Origin of the sequence: Flavobacterium sp. 5 (assembly GCF_002813295.1) — a bacterium.
Taxonomy (GTDB): Bacteria; Bacteroidota; Bacteroidia; order Flavobacteriales; family Flavobacteriaceae; genus Flavobacterium.
This window is the reverse complement of sequence record NZ_PHUE01000001.1, coordinates 2,895,051-2,912,302: the sequence shown is the minus strand read 5'-3', so window position 1 is coordinate 2,912,302 and position 17,252 is coordinate 2,895,051. Positions and strand designations below refer to the sequence as shown.

Genomic DNA, 17,252 nt, shown 5'->3' with positions numbered 1-17,252 from the left:
ACTATGTTCTAAAATTGCTGTTCTCTAATTATCCTCGGTATCCTTAGTTTCTTCAATATCTTCTCCTTGTTTACCAACTTTTACTTTTGGATTATTATTAGTACCTGTCACAGTAAGTGGAATTCCAAAAAGTCCAAAAGGTGGTAATCCTAATCTCATTTTAATATTCAATCGCCCATCAAGGCTCGATGTTCCTTCAATTCTTGGTCTGAAACCAGCAAACTTGAATTTGAAACGCTCAATAGTAATAACATTGTTTTTTACGGATGTTTTGATATCTACTTTGGAAAGTTCTGGATTTTTGATCGATTCATGATCTGTAGTTTTACTTACTGCATTAAACATCTTCATACCTTTCACTTTTACATCTTTTATGGACAGTACACCACCACCAATTAACGATGGATATACTGGCATCATTTGTTGATCCAATCTTCCTTTTACTTTGTAATCTAGTGATACAATTCCTTGTGCATCTTTGGCTGCGCTAGCCATTTCCTTGAACATATCCACTTCATCGTAAGCTCTTTTTATACTAAAATCAGTCGCTTTAAGATCAAATTCAAAAACAGCTTTTTTAGGCGTAAGCCCTTGATAAGCTGCATTCATAGCAACATTACATCCTATTAGATTAAATCCTGTATTTTGCATCAATATTTTGCCATTCTTCATTTTTACAGCTCCTTTTCCATCTTGTAAAATAAGCCCTTGATAATTAATTTTATGCGCAGTAGCATAAAATTGTAAATCCATATTTGATGGAATTAAAATCACACCTGTTTCTTGAGTTACAGGCTTTGATATGTTATTTGGATCAACAGTCGCAGGAATTGCAGAAACTGTCGTTGTACTAGACATAAATTCATCTACATTGATAAAATTTGAATTCAAAGTAAATGAACCTCTTAAAGTACCATTTTTAGAAGACATAAAATTGAAAACATTTTTCAAATAGCCATTCATTTTAAAATCTGATTCTCCATAAGAAGTCAAAAATGTATTGAAAGACATTTTATCTTGATTGAATCTAAAAATCCCCTCTTTAATCAACAACGGTTTAGGCAAATACTCTGTGGCTATCTTTATATTTCTAATTTCCAGAGTTCCCTTATTTTGTAATTTACTGTAATCTCCTTTTTCAGCATAGCTTTGAACTCCTTTCAATTGTAAATCGGCTTTTATAGAACCATCTACATCTAATCCTTTTTGAGAAAACACTTTATATATTTTACTAATATTCAATACCCCTTTTGCTTTGATATCATAATTTAAATCGTCAAAGTTTTTCAAATCAGCCTGAACCCAAAATGGCTCTCCCTCAAAAGTAAAAGCAGCAGGTTTCAAAACTACCGATAGACCGTCGTAAGTTCCTTTTTGATTATTTATGTTGGTAACAACATTAATATCGGTTATTGGATTTGGATAATACTGCGTTTTTACAAATCCATTTTTCAAATTCAAAGTCCCATTAGCATTTGGGAAAAGCTTATTTTTTTTATCAAACTTCCCTTTAGCCTTCAAATCACCAACAAGCATCCCTTTTAATTCTATATCTGGAATTCCAAGTGCACGATTTAATTTTTCTAAATCAATTTGAGAATTCAAAGCCAAATCAATGTCAGGAGTTGTCATTCCGTTCATTTTTAATCTGGTTTTAAGATAATTTTTATCAATATTTAAAGATACATTTCTTGCATCCAATATTAAAAGTTCTGGATTCAAGTTAGGCACTTTGGTACTAATGTCCATATCTAAATTAGAGACTGGGAAAGCGCTTTTTTTATAATTCACAAAACCATCTTTCACTTTAAAATCCAAATTTAAATTGGGTCCTATATTTTGTGATGCAATGTATTTTCCTTTTAGGGAAAACAATAAATCTACATTCCCTTTTAACTCAGTGTCTTTAAGCCACGTAATATATTTTGGAGGAAAAGCAGTAAAAAGGTCATAGAGATTACTTTTATTCGATTTTAAAAGAAAATCAATATTATATCCATCTTTCAAGAAATCAAATTTCCCTTTAAAATCTACCAAAAGTTTATTAATTGACAAGTCATTTTCTTCAAAAACAAAAGACAATGAATGGGTGTTTATTTTGGTAATTAAATCTCCATCTATTTTTTTGTTCATCAAGTAGGGTTCATTTTCATAAATGATGTTCAGCTTTTCAATTTTTAATTTAGAATGCAATTCAAATATTGCCTGGCTTAAATCACCATTCCCAAGATAATTAAAACCAACAGCATCTACATGAACATTGGTAGATTGATCGTCATAAATAAGTTTACTGTTGTTGATTTCAATTTCTTCTAATTTTATCCCTGTATCTGATTCTTCTTCTTTTGAAGTTGTTTCCTTTTCGGCTTTGTATATATTATAATTGGCTTCCCCATTTTTATTGACTTTTATATTCACCAATGAGTTGGAAAGGAAAATTTGATCAATTTTTATATTTTCTCCAAAAACAAGACTGCTCAAGTTAATTCCAAAAGCAATTTCATCTGCACTAACTAATTTTTCGTTTTGAAAAGGAGCAGATCCATTAAGATTGAATTTCGTCAAAGTCAAAGTTAACGATGGAAAGTGTGTAAAGAAAGAAACTTGGGCATCCGAATAATTTAACTCTCCATTTAATTTTTGATTGGCAGTTTTTTTGACTTGTTCTTTTATTTTATCTGAAAAAATCAAAGGAGTAATAAACATGAGACCTAATAAAACTACTAGAGTAATACTAGTATATTTTAAAATTTTAACTCCGATAGCTTTATAATTGGTTGTTGACATGTATTTTGGGTGCTGAATTAAAAAATAAAAATGATAAATTATTTGCTAATGCAAATTGGCTTTTAACCATGTACGGTTTCACTTTTGCCATAATTGGTAATAATAGAAGTTTCAAACTCAATCCATTCTTGCCAACGTTTATCTACGTCAAAATTATCAGTATATTTTCGAGCAAACCCAAGGAACGTAGTATAATGTCCCGCTTCCGAAATCATAAGATCTCTATAAAACTTAGCTAATTCAGGGTCTTTTATATTCTCAGATAAGACTTTAAATCGCTCACAGCTTCTAGCTTCAATCATTGCTGAAAACAATAAACGATCTACTAAAGCATCTTTTCTACTTCCATCTTTTTTCATGAATTTAAAAAGTTCATTAACATAATGGTCTTTGCGTTCTCTGCCCAAAGTTAATCCGCGGCTTTTTATTAAATTGTGAACTAATTGCAAATGATCTAATTCTTCTTTGGCAATAACTAACAATTCTGTCACTAATTCCTCTAACTCTGAGTTATAGGTAATCAAACTGATTGCGTTTGAAGCAGCTTTTTGTTCACACCAAGCATGATCTGTCAATATTTCTTCAATATTAGACTCTACAATATTTACCCAACGTGGGTCTGTAACTAACTTTAATCCAAGCATAATACATAATTTTATGTTCTGCAAAATTAGTGTTTTCTTAGGTATTTTCCACCTAAATGATGCTTTAACCAACCAAATTGCATTATTTTGCATCATTATCTTTAATTATGATGCAACAAACTCAAATCCTTTTAATCATTGGCTTTGTATGGCCCGAACCCAATTCTTCTGCCGCCGGTGGTCGTATGTTGCAATTAATCACTGAGTTTCAAGAACAAGGTTTCAGCATCACATTTGCTAGCCCAGCAATGGATAGCGATTTTATGGTTGATTTATCCTTATTAAAGGTAGACAAAAAATCAATTGCTTTGAATTCTTCCAGTTTTGATATTTTTATTAAAGAGCTGAATCCCAACATCGTTTTATTTGATCGATTCATGATTGAAGAACAATTTGGCTGGAGAGTTGCCGAGAATTGTCCCGATGCCTTACGAATATTAGACACTGAGGATTTGCATTGTTTGAGACAATCAAGACAAAAAGCCTTTAAAGCTCACAACGAATTTTCTGTTTTTGATACTTTAAAAGAAGACGTAGCCAAAAGAGAAATTGCTAGTATTTTGAGATGTGATTTATCTTTAATTATTTCTGAATTTGAAATGGAATTATTAAAAACTACTTTCAAAGTAGATGAAAAATTACTGTATTATTTGCCTTTTTTATTGGATACCATTTCGAACGAGACATTTGAGAACCTTCCTTCTTTTAACGAAAGAAACAATTTTGTCTTCATAGGCAACTTTTTACATGAACCCAATTGGAATGCAGTACAGTATTTAAAAGAAACTATCTGGCCTTTACTAAAAAAACAATTACCGAACGCTGAACTTCATGTTTATGGAGCTTATCCATCGCAAAAAGTAACACAATTACACCAACCTAAAGAAGGCTTTCATATCAAGGGTAGAGCAAATAATGCTAATGAGGTAGTTAAAAATGCTAGAGTTGTTTTGGCTCCTTTGCGTTTTGGAGCAGGCATTAAAGGAAAATTAATTGAAGCCATGCAATGCGGAACACCAAGCATTACCACTACTATTGGTGCTGAATCAATGCAAGGGCAATTACCCTGGAACGGATCTGTAACTGATGATATACACGAATTTACAAAAGCCGCCACTGACTTATATAAAGATGAAAAGCTTTGGATAGCAGCACAACAAAATGGAATTGCTATTATCAATCAACGCTATTCTAAAAAGTTGTTTGAAAAAGATTTTGTTGCCAAAATTCGATTTCTACAATCCAACTTAGGGAAACACCGTCTGGATAATTTCTTAGGTTCATTATTACAGCACCACACTTTAAACAGTACTAAATATATGTCACGATGGATTGAAGCCAAAAACAGCAAAAAAGATTAAAACCAATTCGAAAAGAAAAACGAATTGAAAGATTTTGTGCTTTTTGATTGTATTATTACATCAATCATCCCTATTTTAGAATCAATAACACTAAAATTTTGAATGCTTTTACTTCAAAAGCTACTTAATCCCGATTATAGATTCCGTTTATTTATAAATAAAATCATTTTTTTTACATTTTAAAACACTAAATATTAAGCTACTGACAATTTTACTAAAATAAAATGTAAAATTTCTTTTGAAATGTTTTGCATAAGCGAAAAACTAGCCTATATTTGCACTCGCAATAACGAAAGACATTGCAACCCGAAAGGGCGATTAGCTCAGCTGGTTCAGAGCACCTCGTTTACACCGAGGGGGTCGGGGGTTCGAACCCCTCATCGCCCACCAAAAAACTCCTTAAGAAATTAAGGAGTTTTTTTATGTCTACATTTTCCGTTTCGAATAATAAGATGTATCCATAACAAAATTAGATACTACATAGATAATTTAATTAAATCTTTTGAATTTCTTTTTATCAATTCTCATATAATTTGTTGACATACTATCTATGCTTTGTCCATGTCTTTGACCTGTCCTTATGTTATGTTTTTTTTTAAAATTGATACAATAATTAAAGCCCTCCAAAATTACTCTGGAGGGCTTTTAAATCCCATAACTAATTAACCAAAATTTATTCCGGGATTAGATTTGGATCAAGAGGAGCTGTTGTAAATATAAAAGAGTCAACATTTACTTCCATCGCAGTCGCTCTTGGTATATTACCACCTTTACATTCTATTTTCATTTCAAAATCTTTTGAAGGGTCAAAATTACTCAAATCACCTTCACCTGGATTTATCTTAATAGATCTCCAAACCCATTTATTATTAGTAGGAGCGAATTTATAATCATCTCCATAACCTTGAGATCCAGTAAAATGCATCCATCCGCCTCCTAAGTCTAATTGAAAATACCCTTGTTTAGCACCTGTATTCAAAAGGAAGTTAACCCAAAGACCATTAGAATATGCAGCTGAATCAAGAGCAGCAACATTCCATGAAGCCGTACCTATTGTACCGTCCCATTCATTAGAAACTGCAGTTATAGATGCATAATTAGCACCCTGATTATATCCTTCTAAACCTGCCATTCCAGTAGGGAGAATACTCCATTGAGAACCCGCAGCTGTCTCGCAATTCCAAGCAATTGTTGGTGTTAATGGACCATCAGTAATCATTACCTGATCTACTGCAATATAGAAAGGTGTTCCATTTACATTACCACCACGGAACTGAATACCAATTCTGTCTAATTTTCCTTTCACAACAGAGAATCCCATTGCTTCAAGATCATAAGAACGCCATTCCCAACCAGAAGTATGGATTTTGTAATCATCACCATATCCGAAAGCACCTGTAAAATGCTTATCCTCAGTAGATCCATTAGCGGTAATAATAGGTTGGACATAACCCTCACCACCGGCAGTGTTTACCAAGAAAGTAATGTGCGGATGATTGTATGCTGACAAATCGTATCCTCCACCATTATTATCATTTTCAACTTTCAAGTAAATACCATTCCAACCATTCCCAGAAGCTGCTTTAACTTCTAAAGCTTTTCCATATTGTCCATCAATAGTATTGTATGCAAATGGCGTTAAAGCATCACCTGTAACAGGATTGAAAGGTGCATCAAAATCTGCAATCATTAATGTCTGTTTTGACGAATAAGTAGTGGTAGGCTTAACAACAATAACTCCTGGAGAAGTTTGTTTATCTCCAGTCTTAGGAGTCATTTCTATAGTAGTCAATTCTCCAATTTCTATATTAGTGCCTACAGAAGAAAAAGAAGCTTTTTCTGATGTCGAAGCACCAAACACAGAAACAACTATTCCGTTCACTTTGACTTCTTTAATCAAATCCATATTTTCACCTTGTAATACAAAAGGCTTCCCTTTTTCAATACTAGCAGGCCATGCGGTTACTTTTGCTGGGTAAAACTTAGGAGTAATATAATCACTAGCTGTGAATTCCCTTTTATACTTATTTATAATAGTAATCGGTCCACTTTCAATCTGACGTGGAACTTCTACAATCATAGAATCATCATTTTGAGATATGATTTTGAACACAAAAGGTCCAACAGCAACATTTGTAACAACGTCCATATTTGTTCCTTCTAAAGTAATCTGATCCCCAACAAATGGAGTTTCATTTGAAATTTCAGTAATAGTTGAAACAGGGAGATTGATATTAGAATCATCAGTAAAAACCGATTCTTCGCAACTGTATGATAGAACCGAAATAACGGCAATCAATACTATTTTAATTATATTATTTTTCATATAATAGTTTGTTTTTAGTTGTGATAGACATCAAGCATGATTTTAAATTCAATTAAACACTAAGTGAAAAAGAAAATCACGCTCGATCTCATAATTTTTTTCAAATTTAGTAACCTGGATTTTGTTCTAAATTCCATGCCTGTACTTCTGTTATTGGAATAGGCATTAAAGGTACTTTATGACCAAGTGGTCCATCGATTGATTTAGCTGTAGTATTTGCCTTGATGCTAGGGAATTGCTTATAATCTTTTAAGCCTAACCCGTAACTTTGACCCGGAGCACGAAGGGTGTTTTTTTCATTATCCATAACGTCTAAATATCTTCCTGTACGTACAAGATCGTAAAAACGAAGTTGTTCCATAGCTAATTCCAAGCGGCGCTCTTTCCAAATATCTTGTAAAAGTTGATCTCCTGTTGAAGTTATATTTGGTAAGTTAACTGATGTAGGTGCAGCACTATAGTCCATTTTTCCTTCAGCATACCCCATACAATAAGTACTGTTTCTTGCTCTATTACGAATCATATTCAATTTTTCTTTAGCTTCATCAAATTTATTTAGATACCAACAAGCTTCAGCATGCATTAACAATACATCAGCATAGCGAATAATTTTAATGTTGCGATCAGCAGCTTTAGGAAGTGCAGGTTTTGTCGGAAGTGCTGCTTTACGATTTAACCAATCAGAACCTTGTTGGTCACGATCATATTTCTTTTTAGCACCATATAAGATTCCATTATTAAAACTTTCGCCATAAACTACACAAGATAATCGAGGGTCATTGGTAACTGAAACGTTATAAGCATTAACCAAATCAGGTGTTGGATTATTGAATCCCCATCCTGAATCATCTTTACGATTTCCTTGGAAATTATAGAAATTCGTACCTATAGAAGCTGGAGCAAGATCAGTTGCCCCCTGACCAAACTGAACTTCAAAAATAGATTCTGAATTATTTTTTTCTTCTGTTTCCCATAATTTAGCATAGTTTGGCACTAAAGTATATTCTCCTGAATTAATCACAGCATTAGTTTGATCATAAACTTGTTGCCATGTAGTAGTATTTTGAGCATCAGTACCTATTTGATACATATAAATACGTGCTAATAAAGCTCTAGCAGCTCCTTTGCTTACTCTACCAGTTTCAGCAACAGGTATAGTTCCTTTTTCTGGTAAAAAATTAATTGCTTTTACTAAATCTGATTCAATTAGTTTATAGCATTCATTAAGAGATGCACGTTTAGTCGCACCAAATTCTGAAGGCTGTACTGAACTTGTAAAAATCGGAACACCACCATAAATACGAACCAAATACCAGTAAAAGTAAGCCCTCATAAATGAAGCTTCACCAATTAGCCTATCACGCACAGCAGGAGTCCAAGTCACCTTAGGAAGGTTGTCAAGCGCATAGTTTGCTCTTGAAACTCCCCAGTATCCGTGTATCCAATAATCACTTGCAAAAGGAATTTGTGAAGTCAATGTAAAATTTAACATGTCCCACATCGTAGTAAAATCACCATCATTACTCCCTTTTTCAGCATCATCACTTCGTATGTCTCCAATTATAAAATCATTGTGATGAGCCATCCATTGTCCATCAGGACCTGCTCCTTCGTCAAGTTGAAGCATATCATAAATACCAACTATTGACCGAACACCATTTTCTTGAGTGTCAAAATAATTCGCACTATTCTCTGATCCTTGAGGCTCAAGATCAAGGAAATCTGAACAGCCTGAAAAACCAAGTGTCAGGACTGTTAAAAAGAAAAAATATCTTACTTTTTTCATAATCATCTATATTTTTTTAAAAGTTAACGTTAATTCCAACTGAATATGTAGTCGGTTGTGGATAATTAACCATATCAATACCAGAATAGAATGGATTTCCAAACAAGCCATATAATTCAGGATCAAGACCAGAATACTTAGTTAAAGTCATCAGATTATCTATAGTAGTATAGATTCTAAAGTTTTTAATTCCGATTTTTTTCGTGTCTCCTGTAGGAATAGTATACCCTAATTGAATGTTTTTTAATCTAAGATATGAACCATCTTCTACGTATAAATCAGAGAAGTTATCCGTGTTGTTATTTAAATCTGCAGCATCTAAACGCGGTACATTAGAATTCGAATTTGCTGGAGTCCATGAGTTTACAGCCATATCACGACTTATATTAGTTTCAAACATTTTTGAACTATATAAACTTTGTCTCATTGCATTCACAGTTTCATTACCGTAAGATCCAACGAAAAACATAACCATGTCAAAACCTTTATAAGATAAATTAACATTAAAACCTCCTGTTAATTTAGGAGTAGCACTTCCTAAATAGGTCATATCATCTTCTGTAATTTTTCCGTCACCATTTCGGTCAACAAATTTTACATCTCCAAGTCCTGCATTTGGTTGAATAGCAGTTCCGTCTTTTTTGTAAGCATCTAATTGATCCTGAGTTTTGAAAAGGCCATCAGTTTGGTAACCATAGAAATAAGCAATTTCTCTTCCAACTTCAGTTTTAGTAGTATTCCCTAATCTACCTACACTACCACTACGAATTGGATCACCTCCTGCTAAGCTGGTAACTTCATTTTTAATTACAGCAAAGTTTAATCCTAAATCGTATTTGAAAGCATGTTTATTATTTGCATAATTCAAAGTAAACTCAAAACCTTTATTTTGCATCGTTCCTGCATTTACAGCAGGTCTTTGCTTACCAGCATACATAGGGATAGGTTTTGAAAGAATCATATCCTTTGTATTTCGAACAAAATAATCTACAGTTCCAGTTAGTTTATTATCAAATAAACCAAAATCAACACCTAAATCGATCTGTTCTGAACTTTCCCAAGTAAGCTCCTCATTAGCAAGTTTTTGCTGCACGGTACCCTCTACAGGAGTCCCGTTTAGAACATAGTTATACCCTCCATTTACACTAGAAACGTAATCAAAGTCACCCGCACTTCCTTGATTACCAACTAACCCCCAACCTGCACGTAATTTCAGCGTTGACAATGTACTTGCAATACTTGACATAAATGATTCTTTGCTGATATTCCAAGCTGCCGCAAAAGAGGGGAATGTACCCCAACGTTGATCACCTAAAAATTTTGAGCTTCCATCTACACGTACGGTACCTGTCAATACATATTTATTATCCCAAGCAAAGTTTCCTCTGAAAAACCCTGACTCTAAACGGTTTTGACTTTTCCCTCCACCAACACCAAATAAAACAGCATTTTGATGAGCTCCAAGATACTGTAATGATGAAGAATTAGGAACATCGTATCCTTTACCCCAAATATCAGATGATTCATTAGATTGTAATTCCATACCTAATGTAGTATTGATATTTAACTTGCTTATATTTTTATTGTAAGAAAAATAATTAGTATTTACCCAGCTCCATGCATAAGTTCTACTCTCATAAAGATTGGATACATCATTTTTTTGCGTTGGAGTAATAAAATACTTTGGGACATATTGTTTGTATTCATTGAAATCTAAAGTTGATCCAAACTGTGAACGGAATGACAATCCTTTAACGAATATATCATCAAACTGTAGGTAGAAATTACCCATTACCCTATTGCCAATATTTTTTATATTATTTTCTAAATCGATTGATAATGCTGGGTTTCTCTGTGATGGTGAGTAATAAATTTCACCAAAAGTTCCTGTATAGCTATCAAAAGGTACAGATATAGGATCAGAGCGTAAAGCTCCAGGAATTGTTCCGTTATAAAAATCGCTAGTACCACTACCTGGCTTTTCATAGTGAACATAATTATAATTCATCCCGAACTTAATCTTGTCTGTTAATTTGATATTATTATTTGAGTGGAACATAAATTTTGTAAGTTCCGTTCCCTTAACAATCCCTTCTTCATCAGATATTGTAACACCAGTGTCATAAGAATAATTGTCTGTATGCCCGCTAATACCAATGTTGTAACGCGTACTTATTGCTTGTTGATAGATGTATTTTTGCCAGTCAGTACCTTTTAAATAGTTTCCAGCTGCTTGTTGATCAAGGACATAATTGATTATATCATCCGTCATCCCAATAGATTTTCGTGCATTTGCAAATTCAGTAGCATCAGCAAGATCTAAACGTTTAGAAACTTCTGAAACCCCTGTTAATACAGTAGCTGATACATCAAACTTACCACTTTTAGAACCTGCACGTGTTTTTATAAGTATAACACCATTAGCTCCACGAGAACCATATATAGCAGTTGCTGAAGCATCTTTTAATACTTCCATACTTTCGATATCAGTAGGTGCAATGTGCTGAATATCACTCATTGGAAATCCATCAACTACATAAAGTGGATCTGAGTTATTAATTGTGCCGACACCTCGAATACGTATCTTAACACCTGCACCTGGGCTACCAGAATTAGATATTACATTTACACCAGCCACACGACCTTGTAGTGCTTTAGCAGCATCTACTGAAGTTGCTTTATGTAAATCAGTAGCATTTACTTTTGAAACACTACCCGTAACATCACTTTTACGCATAGTACCGTAACCTACAACTACAACTTCTTTCAAGTCTTCAGCACTTGAATGTAAATTTACATTAATGATTGATTGACCATTAATGCTAACCCTTTTGGTTTCAAAACCTACAAAAGCAAATTGTAATGTAGCATTTGCAGGAGCATCAATAGAGTATGTTCCATCAAAATCAGATGAAGCTGATTTTTGAGAACCGACCACTGAAATATTTACTCCAGGAACAGTAAGACCTTTGTCGTCTTTAACAACCCCTGTAACTTTGGTTTGCGCAGTAATACAATTACACGACAATAATAAAAATAAAATCAAAGGAATCGTCTTGTGATTGACCTCCCAATGAAATAAATTAGACAATAATTTTTTCATAATAAAAATTTGTTAGTTAAGTTCATTAATCTTTAAATAGCTATTTCAAAGATTTTTTTGGTGTTAATTATTTATGATTAATAATTAACAAACTTATAACAGAATTTTACACTTAGTTAATATTATTATATCATTATGCAGTGCAATATTTTCAAAACTAAAAATACAATTGAGTATAATAAAATTATTCAACATTTTTTTTTAATTATTATTATTTAATTCGTAAAAAACAACACATATAGTGAATTTCAAAAATAAAAAAAAGCCTAAAATATGTTTTAGACGATTTCTAAATCTTATCAGGAAGATCTATTATAATATTCTCTTTAGTCCTGAGAAGTCATCTCTGTACTGGCTAGGGGTACATTCTTTGAAAACTTTAAAAATTCTGTTGAAATGTGAGATATTATTAAACCCAGATTTGAATGCAACCTCTGAAATACTAAGGTCTTTCTCGACTAACCATCTAGTTGCATATCCAATACGAATATCATTTACATAATTAATAAATGTTTTTCCTGTACGTTTTTTTATAAAACGATTAAAAGAAATAATAGTCATATTTACTACACTAGCAACTTCTTCAAGTGTTATTTTTTCTGCAAACTTTTTCTGGATATAGTCGTAAATTAATTTCATTTTATCGCATTCAATAAAATCGTCATTTTCCGATGTAAATGTTGACAAAAGCCTTTGGTTACGGGTGTTTGCCAGGTCATAGAGTATCGATGTGATTTCTAAAAAATAATCCATGCCATCTAGCTTGGATATCATTTCTAACCTAGGAGCAATCATTATTGCGGTGCTTTTTGAAAATAAAATACCATATACTGATCGGTTAAACATTTCCTTTATAGGAGTCATGATTCTTCTAGATAATAAAGATTCATGAAAGATATCGCTATGAAATTGAATGGTTATTTCGTGAATGTTTTTGTTTTTACACTTGTGCTGTTCCCAACCATGATATAAGTTTGAACCCACTAATACCAGCTCAATATCTTCAATTTCAGCTATATTATCACCAACTACTCGCCTTATTCCTTTTCCATTTAATATAAAATTAATTTCAAATTCAGAATGATAATGTACTGGATAATCAAACTCATTTTTAATTCTGTCAAAAACCAAAAAGCTATCTCGAGCTGAAAGCGGAACTATTTCTCTATGAAATTTTTTAAAATTACTCATAACTGTGTGTTTTTTTTTTGCAATAATATGGTATTAAATTGATAAAATAATATTAACTACGGAGATTTTATTAATATATCTTTGAAAAATGAATTTATGTTTATTTGTATAAAGATGGTTTTTAAAGAACAAATCATTTTTTAAGACTATTATTTTTATCATTTTAATATAAAAACATTATAAATGCAGTAAATATTTTTCTTGAAACAATATAGTTTGGCTTGTTTTAAAGAGATCAAATTGAATTCTGGGAACTAAATAAAAACATCACACTTGTATTATGACTAAAACACACTATATATTACCGATTTTACTCACTTTTAGCAATGTCTATTTGTGTAGTGCGCAAAAATGTAATACTAAATTATCATTATGTGATAAAAAATCTACAGCACATACTAGCATATTGTATGAAAATTTGCGAAAAAAACTTACTAAAGAAGCGTTATTTGGTCATCAAGACGACTTAGCGTATGGGGTAAACTGGAAATATGAACAAGATAGAAGCGATATAAAAGATGTAGTCGGAGATTACCCCGCAGTTTATGGATGGGATATGACTGGAGTTGAAAAAGATGCGCTTAATAATATTGATGGAGTTCCTTTTGATAAAGAGATACAATTTATTAAAGATGGCTATACAAGAGGAGGAGTTATTACCATGAGCTGGCATATGGACAATCCACTTACTGATAAAGATGCTTGGGACACGACACCAAAATCTTTGATTTCAGCGCTGCCTGGAGGGAAAAACCATGAAAAATACAAATCCTATCTTGATAAAGGAGTTGTATTTTTTAATTCATTAAAAGATAAAAAAGGAAAAGTAATACCAATCTTATTTCGTCCATTTCACGAGCTCAATGGGACATGGTTTTGGTGGTGTAAAAATAATGCAAGTCCCGAAGAATTTAAGTCTTTATGGAGGTTTACTATGGATTATCTACAAGAAAAAGGCGTACATAATTTAATCTATGTTTACAATACTTCAGATTTTAAAACAAAAGAAGAATATCTAGAGTATTATCCTGGAGATAGCTATGTTGACATTGTTAGTTTTGATAAATATCAATATACAGATTCAAGTCAAAACGATTCGTTTATAAAAGATTATCAAAATGAATTAAAAATACTAAATGAAGTTGCTCTAGAAAAAAATAAATTAATGGCTGTTGCTGAAACAGGATATGAGGGAATTCCAGATCCAAAATGGTGGACAGAAATTTTCACAAAAGCTATTGGCGATTATAAAGTTTCTTATGTTTTATTATGGAGAAACCATGGCTGGCAAGAAAAAGAGAAAAAAATGCATTATTATGTTCCTTTCAAAGGACAGGTAAGCGAAAATGATTTTGTTGATTTTTACAATACACATCATTTCCTTTTTGAGAAAGACGCAGCAAAATTAAATCTATATAAAAAATAAAGACCACAAACCCCAAAAATGGAAGAAAGAATTAAGTTAAAAGAAAAAGTTGGATATGGATTAGGAGATGCAGCTTCATCAATGTTTTGGAAGATTTTCAGCATGTACCTTATGTTTTTTTACACAGATGTATTTGGATTAGCGCCTGCCGTTGTTGGAACAATGTTCTTAGTAACCCGTATTTGGGATTCATGTTTTGATCCTCTAGTAGGGATTCTTGCGGATCGTACCAAAAGTCAGTGGGGAAAATTTAGACCGTATTTATTATGGACAGCTATTCCATTTGCAATAATTGGAGTACTTACTTTTTATACACCAGATTTTAACGAAAAAGGAAAAATTATATATGCTTACGTGACTTACTCCTTAATGATGATGGTGTATTCTATCATTAATGTTCCTTATGCTTCTTTGCTTGGAGTTATGTCTGGCGACAGAAAGGAACGTACTACTTTATCTTCTTACCGCATGGTTTTTGCCTTTGGAGGAAGTTTATTAGCACTTTGGTTAATTGAGCCTCTGGTTAATCATTTCGGAGGAAGTTTGGATTCAAAAGAAGGTTGGTTACACACTGTTATTGTTTTCGGAATTATAACTACACTCTTTTTTTGGGGTTGCTTTTTTCTTACCAAAGAAAGAGTACAACCTATTAATGATGAAAAACCAAACTTAAAAGAAGATCTTGCTGACCTTCTAAAAAACAGACCTTGGTGGATTTTGTTGGGTGCTGGTGTTGGAGCATTAATATTTAATTCTATTCGTGATGGAGCCGCAGTTTATTATTTTAAATATTATGTAATTAGTACTGTGGAATATAGTTTCAACATCTTTGGAGAAAGTTTAACAATGTCTCCAACGACACTTTATTTAGTTCTAGGTCAAGCTGCTAACATCATTGGGGTAATTGCAGCCACTCCTATCGCTAATAAAATTGGTAAAAAGAAAACATTTTTCGGAGCAATGACCCTTGCGGCTATATTGAGTATTATTTTCTATTATTTAGGCAAGGAAGAGGTGTTACTTATTATGGTTTTTCAAGTCCTTATTAGTATTTGTGCAGGTTGTATCTTTCCATTGATCTGGTCTATGTACGCTGATAGTGCTGATTACTCGGAATGGAAACAAGGAAGAAGAGCAACAGGGCTTATTTTCTCTGCTTCTTCTATGTCACAAAAATTCGGATGGACAATTGGTGGCGCCGCAACAGGATGGTTATTGGGATATTATGGATTTCAAGCTAATGCAGTACAAACAGCCACAACTCAAACTGGAATACAATTAATGCTAAGCATACTTCCTGCAATTACAGCAACTATATCCGTTCTCTTTATTTTATTTTACCCACTAACGGAAGAAAAATTGCAAGTCATTGAGAACGAGCTTAATGATCAAAGAAAAAACAAATAAATATCACCTGATTTAGAACATTTAATTATGAACACAACTGCACAACTACCAGATTTAAAAGAATTAAAAACTGGGATTCAAAAACAATTTAACATATTATTACAAACCAAAAATGAACCTCAAGGGGGTATTGGGAATGGTATATACTCTCGTTATAAAAACCCAATTATAACAGCAGCGCATGCGCCACTTGAATGGAGATTTGATTTTAATCCAGAAACAAATCCTTTATTTTTAGAAAGAATTGCTATAAATGCAACATTTAATGCTGGAGCTATAAAATGGAATGATTCATACGTTCTTGTAGTACGTGTTGAAGGGGCTGATAGAAAGTCTTTCTTTGCAGTTGCCGAGAGTCCAAATGGTGTTGATAATTTCAAATTCTGGGAAAAACCATGTGTGATACCTCAAACGGAAGAACCAGATACCAATGTATATGATATGCGTTTAATAAACCATGAAGACGGATGGGTTTATGGTATTTTTTGTACCGAAAGAAAAGACAAATCTGCTCCCAAAGGAGATACTAGTACTGCTGTTGCTAATGCAGGGATTGTTCGTACAAAAGATTTAATTAATTGGGAAAGATTACCCGATTTGATTTCGAATACAGGACAACAACGTAACGTAGTATTACATCCAGAATTTGTTGATGGAAAATATGCTTTATACACGCGTCCACAAGATGGTTTTATTGATGTAGGAAATGGTGGTGGAATAGGACTTGGTTATGTAGAAGACATGACTAATCCAATAGTAAAAGACGAAAAAATCATATACGGTAAACAATATCATACCGTTTATGAATTAAAAAATGGACTTGGACCAGCTCCTATCAAAACGGAAAAAGGTTGGTTACATTTAGCACATGGTGTTCGTAATACTGCTGCAGGTTTGCGTTATACTTTATATATGTTTATGACTGATTTGAATGATATTACAAAAGTAACTCATGTTCCAGCAGGCCACTTTATGGCTCCAGAAGGTATCGAAAGAGTTGGTGACGTATCTAACGTTTTATTCTCTAATGGATGGATTGAGGATAAAGACGGTACAGTTTATATCTATTATGCTTCTTCAGATACCAGAATGCACGTAGCGGTTTCTTCTGTTGCTCAATTAGTGGATTACGTAACTAATACTCCCGAAGATACTTTGACATCTGCAGGTTCTGTAAATACAATTATCGAACAAGTTAATAAAAACAAAGAAATAGCATAA

The 17,252-nt window shown here is 32.8% G+C and carries 10 protein-coding genes and 1 tRNA gene; 5 read left to right on the top strand and 6 right to left on the bottom strand.

All coding sequences use genetic code 11. The features are described 5' to 3' along the window. Positions 1 to 24: 24 nt before the first annotated feature. The gene (locus CLU82_RS11900) at positions 25 to 2,787 is read right to left on the bottom strand and encodes an AsmA-like C-terminal region-containing protein (RefSeq protein WP_100843302.1); all 2,763 of its coding nucleotides are present in this window, start codon (positions 2,785 to 2,787) and stop codon (positions 25 to 27) included. A gap of 62 nt (positions 2,788 to 2,849) precedes the next feature. Next, positions 2,850 to 3,431: a tRNA-(ms[2]io[6]A)-hydroxylase gene (locus tag CLU82_RS11895; protein ID WP_100845017.1), complete on the bottom strand. Its 582-nt coding sequence runs from the start codon at positions 3,429 to 3,431 to the stop codon at positions 2,850 to 2,852. 110 nt (positions 3,432 to 3,541) lie between these two features. On the opposite strand from CLU82_RS11895, the gene CLU82_RS11890 reads away from it, so the two are divergent. Both CLU82_RS11890 and CLU82_RS11885 read left to right on the top strand, forming a co-directional pair. Further along, on the top strand, positions 3,542 to 4,792 hold the full coding sequence (locus CLU82_RS11890) for a glycosyltransferase (protein ID WP_100845016.1): 1,251 nt from the start codon (positions 3,542 to 3,544) through the stop codon (positions 4,790 to 4,792). 312 nt (positions 4,793 to 5,104) lie between these two features. Continuing rightward, positions 5,105 to 5,182 (top strand) — tRNA-Val (locus CLU82_RS11885). A 283-nt stretch (positions 5,183 to 5,465) separates the two neighbouring features. Here the strand turns inward: CLU82_RS11885 and CLU82_RS11880 are convergent. The 4 genes from CLU82_RS11880 to CLU82_RS11865 all read right to left on the bottom strand — a co-directional run bounded on the left by CLU82_RS11880 (position 5,466) and on the right by CLU82_RS11865 (position 13,198). Next, entirely contained in the window at positions 5,466 to 7,118 is a 1,653-nt protein-coding gene (locus CLU82_RS11880) for a hypothetical protein (RefSeq protein WP_100843301.1), read from the bottom strand. A gap of 106 nt (positions 7,119 to 7,224) precedes the next feature. Beyond that, a complete protein-coding gene (locus CLU82_RS11875; RefSeq protein ID WP_100843300.1) occupies positions 7,225 to 8,904 on the bottom strand; it encodes a RagB/SusD family nutrient uptake outer membrane protein in 1,680 nt (559 codons plus the stop codon). A gap of 16 nt (positions 8,905 to 8,920) precedes the next feature. Beyond that, a complete protein-coding gene (locus CLU82_RS11870; protein WP_100843299.1) occupies positions 8,921 to 12,007 on the bottom strand; it encodes a TonB-dependent receptor in 3,087 nt (1,028 codons plus the stop codon). A gap of 312 nt (positions 12,008 to 12,319) precedes the next feature. Then, complete coding sequence (locus CLU82_RS11865; protein WP_100843298.1) at positions 12,320 to 13,198, bottom strand: AraC family transcriptional regulator; 879 nt, start codon at positions 13,196 to 13,198, stop codon at positions 12,320 to 12,322. Between the two features lie 280 nt (positions 13,199 to 13,478). Between CLU82_RS11865 and CLU82_RS11860 the strand changes: the two genes are divergently transcribed. From CLU82_RS11860 to CLU82_RS11850, 3 genes are read left to right on the top strand one after another with little or no spacing between them, the layout of a single operon-like run. After that, positions 13,479 to 14,624, top strand: a complete 1,146-nt coding sequence (locus tag CLU82_RS11860) for a glycoside hydrolase family 26 protein (protein WP_100843297.1) — start codon at positions 13,479 to 13,481, stop codon at positions 14,622 to 14,624. A gap of 18 nt (positions 14,625 to 14,642) precedes the next feature. Further along, on the top strand, positions 14,643 to 16,031 hold the full coding sequence (locus CLU82_RS11855) for an MFS transporter (RefSeq protein WP_100843296.1): 1,389 nt from the start codon (positions 14,643 to 14,645) through the stop codon (positions 16,029 to 16,031). Positions 16,032 to 16,058: 27 nt separating this feature from the next. Continuing rightward, the gene (locus CLU82_RS11850; RefSeq protein WP_100843295.1) at positions 16,059 to 17,252 is read left to right on the top strand and encodes a glycosidase; all 1,194 of its coding nucleotides are present in this window, start codon (positions 16,059 to 16,061) and stop codon (positions 17,250 to 17,252) included.

Coding starts and splice junctions, on each gene's coding strand:
- CLU82_RS11850 (WP_100843295.1), top strand. CDS start 16,059: ATGAACACAACTGCACAACTACCAGATTTAAAAGAATTAAAAACTGGG.
- CLU82_RS11900 (WP_100843302.1), bottom strand. CDS start 2,787: ATGTCAACAACCAATTATAAAGCTATCGGAGTTAAAATTTTAAAATAT.
- CLU82_RS11870 (WP_100843299.1), bottom strand. CDS start 12,007: ATGAAAAAATTATTGTCTAATTTATTTCATTGGGAGGTCAATCACAAG.
- CLU82_RS11880 (WP_100843301.1), bottom strand. CDS start 7,118: ATGAAAAATAATATAATTAAAATAGTATTGATTGCCGTTATTTCGGTT.
- CLU82_RS11855 (WP_100843296.1), top strand. CDS start 14,643: ATGGAAGAAAGAATTAAGTTAAAAGAAAAAGTTGGATATGGATTAGGA.
- CLU82_RS11890 (WP_100845016.1), top strand. CDS start 3,542: ATGCAACAAACTCAAATCCTTTTAATCATTGGCTTTGTATGGCCCGAA.
- CLU82_RS11875 (WP_100843300.1), bottom strand. CDS start 8,904: ATGAAAAAAGTAAGATATTTTTTCTTTTTAACAGTCCTGACACTTGGT.
- CLU82_RS11895 (WP_100845017.1), bottom strand. CDS start 3,431: ATGCTTGGATTAAAGTTAGTTACAGACCCACGTTGGGTAAATATTGTA.
- CLU82_RS11865 (WP_100843298.1), bottom strand. CDS start 13,198: ATGAGTAATTTTAAAAAATTTCATAGAGAAATAGTTCCGCTTTCAGCT.
- CLU82_RS11860 (WP_100843297.1), top strand. CDS start 13,479: ATGACTAAAACACACTATATATTACCGATTTTACTCACTTTTAGCAAT.